The 6,952-nt window shown below is 72.7% G+C and carries 4 protein-coding genes; 1 reads left to right on the forward strand and 3 read right to left on the reverse strand.

Annotated elements, in window-relative coordinates; translation table 11 throughout:
• Position 1 precedes the first annotated feature (1 nt).
• Positions 2-1,075, forward strand: coding sequence for a c-type cytochrome biogenesis protein CcsB (ccsB, locus tag ACFFCA_RS04645; protein WP_375482271.1), 1,074 nt, complete (start codon positions 2-4; stop codon positions 1,073-1,075).
• Positions 1,076-1,157: 82 nt separating this feature from the next.
• Here ccsB and ACFFCA_RS04650 read toward each other — a convergent pair whose 3' ends face one another.
• The 3 genes from ACFFCA_RS04650 to ACFFCA_RS04660 are packed head-to-tail and all read right to left on the reverse strand — an operon-like array spanning position 1,158 to position 6,874.
• Positions 1,158-3,389 (reverse strand): ArnT family glycosyltransferase, encoded by a 2,232-nt coding sequence (locus ACFFCA_RS04650; protein ID WP_375482273.1) that lies wholly within the window; start codon positions 3,387-3,389, stop codon positions 1,158-1,160.
• Positions 3,390-5,567 carry an ArnT family glycosyltransferase gene (locus ACFFCA_RS04655; protein ID WP_375482275.1) on the reverse strand — a complete coding sequence of 726 codons (2,178 nt, stop codon included), beginning with the start codon at positions 5,565-5,567 and terminating at the stop codon, positions 3,390-3,392.
• The gene (locus ACFFCA_RS04660; protein ID WP_375482277.1) at positions 5,564-6,874 is read right to left on the reverse strand and encodes a glycosyltransferase; all 1,311 of its coding nucleotides are present in this window, start codon (positions 6,872-6,874) and stop codon (positions 5,564-5,566) included. The genes ACFFCA_RS04655 and ACFFCA_RS04660 overlap by 4 nt, the downstream gene beginning before the upstream one ends.
• Positions 6,875-6,952 lie beyond the last annotated feature (78 nt).

The following is a 6,952-nucleotide window of genomic DNA, read 5'->3' on the forward strand; positions in this document are numbered from 1 at the left end:
CGTGGCTGGTATCGACGGCTCCATGGCCCATCTCTCGGACGGGCTGTTCACCACGGCGATCGCGACGTACGCGCTGGCCATGGTCGGGTACACCGCCGAGTTCGCGTTCGGTCGCGTGGGACGGGCCGGCCGCACCGCTGCCGTCCCTGCCGCTGCCACCACGCGAGCGTCGTCGGCACCGGCTCGCGAGCTGGTCGGCGCCGGCGGCCCGACCGTGCCGGGGTCGCCGTCCACCTCATCGACCGCCTCGGTCGCCGACCGGTCGCAGCCGCCCGTGGCACCGGCCGGCCGCCGCCGGACGGCCGAGCGCATCGGGCGCTGGTCGGTCGTCGTCACCGTCATCGGCATGCTCATCCACACCGGGTCGATCGCGGTGCGCGCCGGCGCTGTCGACGCCGTCCCGTGGTCGAACATGTACGAGTTCGCGTCGGTCGCCGGGCTCGTCGGCGTCGTCGCGTTCCTCGCCGTAATGTGGAAGGCGCCGCAGATCCGCTTCCTCGGCGGGTTCGTGCTGCTGCCCGTCATTCTCATGATGTTCCTGGCCGGCACGGTGCTGTACTCCAAGGCGCAGCCGCTGGTCCCGGCGCTGCAGTCGTACTGGCTGGCCATCCACGTGACGCTCGTGTCGGTGGCCGAGGGTGCGCTGATGACCTCTGCGGTGCTCACCGTGCTGTTCCTGCTGCGTTCGCGTTACGACAAGAAGGTCACCGAGCCCGGGTACCGGCCGGGGTCGGTGGGCACGCTCGCGTCTCGGCTGCCGGCCGCGGAGACGCTGGACAAGGCTGCGTACCGCGTCGTGGCGTTCTCCTTCCCGCTGTACACCGTTGCGATCATCTGCGGCGCCATCTGGGCCGAGGCGGCCTGGGGCCGGTACTGGGGCTGGGACCCGAAGGAGACCTGGGCGTTCATCGTCTGGGTCGTTTACGCCTGCTACCTGCACGCCCGCGCCACCGCCGGGTGGAAGGGCCGGGCTGCGGCCTGGGTCAACCTTGTCGGCTTCGGTGCGATCACGTTCAACTTCCTGATCGTCAACCTGGTCGTGTCGGGCCTGCACTCCTACGCCGGCCTGTCCTGAGACCTCTCCGCCTCCCCATCACCGTGGCCGCGTCCGGCGTGTGCCGGAGCAACCGCAGCGATGGGGAAGGCGAGGGTGACGATCAGGACGACGTCGTCAGGTCGTAGACGGTGGTGCCGCCGACGGTCCTGGCCGTGAAGGTCTTGGCCACCCACTGCTGGATCGCGTACGCCGTCGAGCCGCTCGCCGACGTCGAGCCGATGAAGCCCTGCCCGTCCGCCACGTAGTAGTGGACCTTCCCGGCCGCGACCAGCTTCTGGAACTGCGCAAGTGTAATCGCGTTGTCGGTGCCGTTGTAACCGCCGAGCGACATGACCGACTCGCCCGTCGCCAGCTCGAGAGACGCAGCCTCGTTGTCGCTCGTCGTGGCGGCTGCCCACGTGTAGCGGGACGCGTCGGCCTTGAGCGCAGTGGTGAGCGCCGAGCTGACGGTGCTGGCGCCACCGAGGCCGCCCATGCCGCCGCCCATCCGGCCGAAACCGGTCGGGCGGTTGCCGCCGCCGGGGAAGCCGCCGGTGGTCGAACCACCCGTTGTCCCGCCGTTGGTGCCGTTAGTGCCGCGGTTGGTGCCGGTAGTGCCGCCGGGAGCGCCGGGGAAACCGCCGGTGCCCGTGCGGGTGCCCCCGCCCGTGCCGGTGCCGTTCTGTCGCCCGGGGAACCCGCCGCGGGCTGCGCCGCCTCCGGTGCCGCCGGGTCCGCCGCGCCCGCCGCCGAATCCGCCCGTGCTCGCCGGGCCGGCCGTCGGCAACGCGCCGGTGTGGGCGGTCGACGCGGTCTGCACGGCGTACGCCGTCGGCGCGACGAGCAGGGTCAGCGCCACCAGCGGGGCCACGAGCCACGCCCGGGCCAGCTGCCGCACGAGCACGGTGACGACCGCACCCGCACCGGCGAGCAGCACGATCCAGCGCAGCTCCGGATGCCACGACGCCCGGCCGAGCAGGACGTAGGTCCACCAAGCGGTGGCGGCGATCAGCGCGGCCAGCGTCCACCGGGCGACCCCGTTGTCCTCGCCGCGCCGGCGCCACAGCTCGAGCACACCCATCCCGACCAGCGCCGCGATGCCCGGAGCGAGCGCCACCGTGTAGTAGGCGTGGATGATGCCGCTGGCGAAGCTCAGCACGATGCCCGTGACGAGCAGCCAACCGCCCCAGACGATCAGTGAGGCCCGCAGTGCGTCGGTGCGCGGCCGTCGCCACGTCGCCCAGGCCAGCGCCACGATCGCGATCAGCGCGGCCGGGATCAGCCAGCTGACCTGCGCGCCCATCTCGGTGCCGAACAGCCGCGTCAGCCCGGTCTCGCCGGAGGAGAAGCCGCCGCCCGTCGTCGCGCCGCCGCGTCCGCCGACCGCTCCGTTGTTGTCCGAACCGGTCAGCCGGCCGACGCCGTTGTAGCCGAAGACCAGCTCGAGGATCGAATTGTTCGTCGACCCGCCGATGTAGGGACGCGAGCCGGCCGGCCACAGCTCGACCAGCGCGACCCACCACCCCGCCGACACGACGAGCGCGACGAGGCCGGCGAGCAGGTGCAGCATTCGCGCTCGGATGGTTGTCGGTGCCGCGACCAGGTAGGCGACGGCGAAGCCGGGCACGACCAGCAGGCCCTGCAACATCTTGGTCAGGAAGGCCAGCCCGATCAGCGCGCCGACGAGCACGATCCAGCGCAGCCGCGCCGCTTCGATGGCCCGCACGGTCGCGTACCCGGCTGCGGTCATGAGCAGGACGAGCAGCGCGTCCGGGTTGTCGAACCGGAACATCAGCGCCGCGACCGGTGTGGTGGCGAGCGCCGCGCCCGCCAGCAGGCCGGCGGTCGGGCCGCTGACCCGCTTGACGGCCGCGTAGAGCAGGGCGACCGCCGCCACCCCTTCGAGGGCCTGCGGCGCCAGCACCGCCCACGAGTTGGTGCCGAACAGCTTGACGGAGAGGTCCATGACCCACAGCGACGCGGGCGGCTTGTCGACGGTGATGAAGTTCGACTGGTCCAGCGAACCGAACAGGAACGCCTTCCAGCTCTTGCTGCCCGCCTGCGCCGCGGCCGCGTAGAACTGATTCGCCCAGCCCGACACCGACAGGTTGACGAGGTAGAGCAGCGCGGTGCCGACGAGCAGGCCGCCGAACAGCGCGCGGTCCCTCGTCGGGTGCGTCCGCTGCGCGGTCGCGCCCGTCCCGTCCGGGTCGGTCCCCCTCGGGTGCGGCCCGTCGAGGGGCGCGTTGCCGGTCGAGTGGTGGGTCGTACTGCGCCACTCGTCGCGTGCGGCGCCGCTCGACGGAGGGGGCTGGGACGGGACGGGCTGGGCGGACGGGTGGGTCGTGGTCATCTACTTCGCCTTCGCGGTCAGGTCGTAGACGGTCGTGCCGCTCACGGTCTTGGCTGTGTAATGGGACACGACCCAGGAGGAGATCGCACTGCCGGTGCCACCGCCCCGGCCGCCGCCGAACCCACCGCCGCTGACGAAGTAGTGGATCTTGCCTTCGGCGACGTACTTTTGGAACTGCGCGAGGGTCGGGGTGGCGTCCGAGCCGCTGAACCCGCCGATGGCCATGACGGCCTTCCCGGAGGCCAGCTCGAGCGGGCCGGCGCTCTGCGAGCCGATCGTGGCCGCCGACCAGGTGTTCGACGTCTTCTTCAGCAGCGCGACGAGGGCCGAGTTGGCGCTCTGGCCGCCCCCGAACCCACCGGCGCCACGGGTGGTGCCGGACGGACGGTCGCCGGACGTGCCGGTCGGAGCGCTACCCGAGCCGCCGGTACCCGAGCCGCCGGTACCCGAGCCGCCAGTACCCGAGCCGCCAGTACCCGAGCCTCTGGTACCCGAGCCTCTGGTACCCGAGCCGCTGGTACCCGAGCCGCTGGTTCCGCCCGGGGCGCCGGGGAAGCCGCCGGTACCGCCCGGCGCGGAGCCACTGCCACCGGGGAATCCGCCCATGGGGAAGCCGCCGGTGCGGCCCTCGCCCGTGCGGCCGAATCCGCCTCGGGCACCCGTACCTCCCGGGCCGCCGCGTGCGCCGCCGCCGAATGCCGACCCGGTCGACGGACCGGCGGACGGGGTCGAGCCCTGCTGTGGCGTCGTCGCGGCGTCCACCGCGTAGGCCGCGGAACCACCGCCCAGGGCCACGATCCCGACCACTGCGGCCGCCGCCGCCAGGCCCCGGCGGGCGCGACCAGGCGGGATCAACAACGCGCCGGCCGCCAGGATCGCGGCGATCAGTACCACCCAGCGCACCCACGGGTTCCAGTCCGGCGCGCGGTCGAGCAGCCGGAAGCTCCAGATGCCGGTGACGAGCGCGCCCACGGCCAGGCCGACGCGAGCCGCCTGCTGCGCCCGTGCCCGCCACAGCGTCACGGCGCCGATGGCGACGACGGCGGCGATCGCCGGGGCGAGCTCGACGCTGTAGTAGGTGTGGATGATGCCGTCGGCGTAGCTGAGCACGCCGCCGGTGACGAGCACCCAGCCGCCCCAGAGGATCAGCGCGGCGAGCAGCCGGTCGGTGCGCCCGACCCGTCGGGTGACGACGGCGGTCGCGAGCACGGCGACGAGCGCTGTCGGCAGCAGCCAGGCGATCTGGCCGCCGTTGAGGTTGTTGAACAGCCGACCGACGCCCGCCGTGCCGCTGAAGCCGCCGCCACCGCCACCGCCGGGCCCGCCACCGGACGAGCCGGTGATGCGGGAGACCCCGTTGTAGCCGAACGCCAGTCCGAGCGCGGTGTTGTTGCCCGAGCCGCCGATGTACGGCCGCGACGACGCGGGCGTCAGGTCGACGGCCAGCACCCACCAGCCGGCGCCGACCACGATGGCGACGCCCGCGGCGAGCAGCTGCAGCACACGCCTCCACCAGGTCCCCGGCACGCACACCAGGAAGGCAAGCGCCAGGGCGGGCAGCACCGTGAACGGCTGCAGGCCCTTGGCCAGGAAGGACAAGCCCATGACGAGCCCGGCGATCACGAGCCACCGCGTCGACCCGTGCTCGATCGCACGGACCGTGCAGTAGGCGGCGAGCACGATGAGCAGGGTCATCAACGCGTCGGGGTTGTTGAACCGGAACATCAGCGCGGCAACCGGGGTGACGGCGAGCAGCAGCCCGGCCAGCAATCCGGCGCCGTGGCCGAACCACCGCCTGACCGCCGCGTACAGCAGCCAGACGGCCAGCACTCCCTCAACAGCCTGCGGGGCGAGCATCGACCAGGAGTTGAACCCGAAGATCCGTCCGGAGATCTCCATCGGCCACAGCGAGGCCGGCGGCTTGTCGACGGTGATGAAGTTCGACGAGTCGAACGAGCCGAAGAAGAACGCCTTCCAGCTCTTGGTGCCGGCCTGGACGGCGGCGGCGTAGAAGTCGTTGGCGTTGCCGGAGGCGCCGAGGTTCCACAGGTAGAGCACCGCGGTGCCGGCGAGCAGCGCGGCGAGCGAGGCGTGTTCGCGGTGGGCCCACCACCACGGGCGGGGCCGGACGGGCTCGGGCGGCACGACGACGTCGGGTCGGTAGGACACCGTGCTCATCGGGTCACCTCCGTCGAGACGCGCGACTTCCGGCGCCCGGACACGCGTCGTCCGAACACCCAGTGCCGCAGCAGCACGAAGCGCAGGGCGGTGGCCACCAGGTTCGCGGCGACGAGCACCACGACCTCGACCCAGCGGGCCGGGTGGGCGGACAAGGCGGTGAGCAGCCACAGCGAGCCGCTCGTCAACGCCAGGCCCAGACCGAAGACCACGAGGCCCTGCACCTGGTGCCGGCCGTGCCCGCTGCCGCGCACCCCGAAGGTGTAGCGGCGGTTCGCGGCGGTGTTCGCGATTGCCGTGATCAGCAACGCGAGCAGGTTCGCGCCCTGCGCACCCAGCGCCCCGCGCAGCAGCACGAACAGCAGCAGGTAGGCCAGCGTCGACAGCACGCCGATCACGCCGAAGCGCAGCGCCTGCACGGTGAACCCCGCCCCGGTGCCCGGGTCGGCCCGCGGCGCGGAATGGTCGCGCCCGACGGCCTGGCGCACGTCGCTGAGGGGCAGGTCTCCGCGCAGCAGCGCCCGCCCGACGCGGACGATGCCGCGCAGGTCGTCGCGGGCGGTGGTGCCGATGTCGACGCGGCTGTCCGGGTCGTCGGTCCAGTCGACCGGCACCTCGGCGATGCGCATGCCGCTGCGCTCGGCAAGCACGAGCAACTCGGTGTCCCAGAACCACGCGGTGTCCTGGACGTGGGGCAGCAGCAGTCGCGCCGCGTCGGCGCGCATGGCCTTGAAGCCGCACTGGGCGTCGCTGAACCCGGTGCGCAGCGTGGTGCGCAGCAGCAGGTTGTACCCGCGCGAGATCAGCTCGCGTTTCGGGCCGCGGACGACGCGTGACGTGCGCGAGAGTCGGCTGCCGATCGCGACGTCGCTGTGCCCGGACAGCAGCGGGGCGACGAGCGGCAGCAGGGCCGCGAGGTCGGTGGACAGGTCGACGTCCATGTAGGCGACCACCCGCGCCGTCGAGACGGCCCACACGCTGTTCAGGGCGCGACCGCGGCCCTTGGCGTCGAGGTGGACGGCCCGGACGCCGGGTGTCGAGTGCACCAGCCGCTGCGCGACGTCCCAGGTGGTGTCGGTGCTGGCGTTGTCGGCGATGGTGATCACGGCCTCGAACGGGAACCGCGTGCGCAGGTATTCGTGCAGCCGCAGCACGCTCGGCTCGAGGTCGACCTCCTCGTTGTGGACGGGGACGACGATCTCGACGTCGACGACCGGGGCGTCGGGGACGCGCGGGTCGGGGCGGGCCGCCGGTCCTGATTCGTCGGCGTGGCCTTCGGCGCTCGGAGCGGAGCGGAGGGCGGTCATGGTCTTTCCCTTCACGGACTGCATGGGTGGGGTCATCGGGAGGTGGCGGGTTCGAGGCGCAGGGCCAGGGCGGGGCAG

This window comes from uncultured Jatrophihabitans sp. (assembly GCF_964252635.1).
In the GTDB taxonomy this organism is placed as follows: Bacteria; Actinomycetota; Actinomycetes; order Mycobacteriales; family Jatrophihabitantaceae; genus Jatrophihabitans.

Excerpts from the sequence above, each read along its gene's own strand:
- ACFFCA_RS04650 (WP_375482273.1), bottom strand. The coding sequence starts at position 3,389 with ATGACCACGACCCACCCGTCCGCCCAGCCCGTCCCGTCCCAGCCCCCT.
- ACFFCA_RS04655 (WP_375482275.1), bottom strand. The coding sequence starts at position 5,567 with ATGAGCACGGTGTCCTACCGACCCGACGTCGTCGTGCCGCCCGAGCCC.
- ACFFCA_RS04660 (WP_375482277.1), bottom strand. The coding sequence starts at position 6,874 with ATGACCGCCCTCCGCTCCGCTCCGAGCGCCGAAGGCCACGCCGACGAA.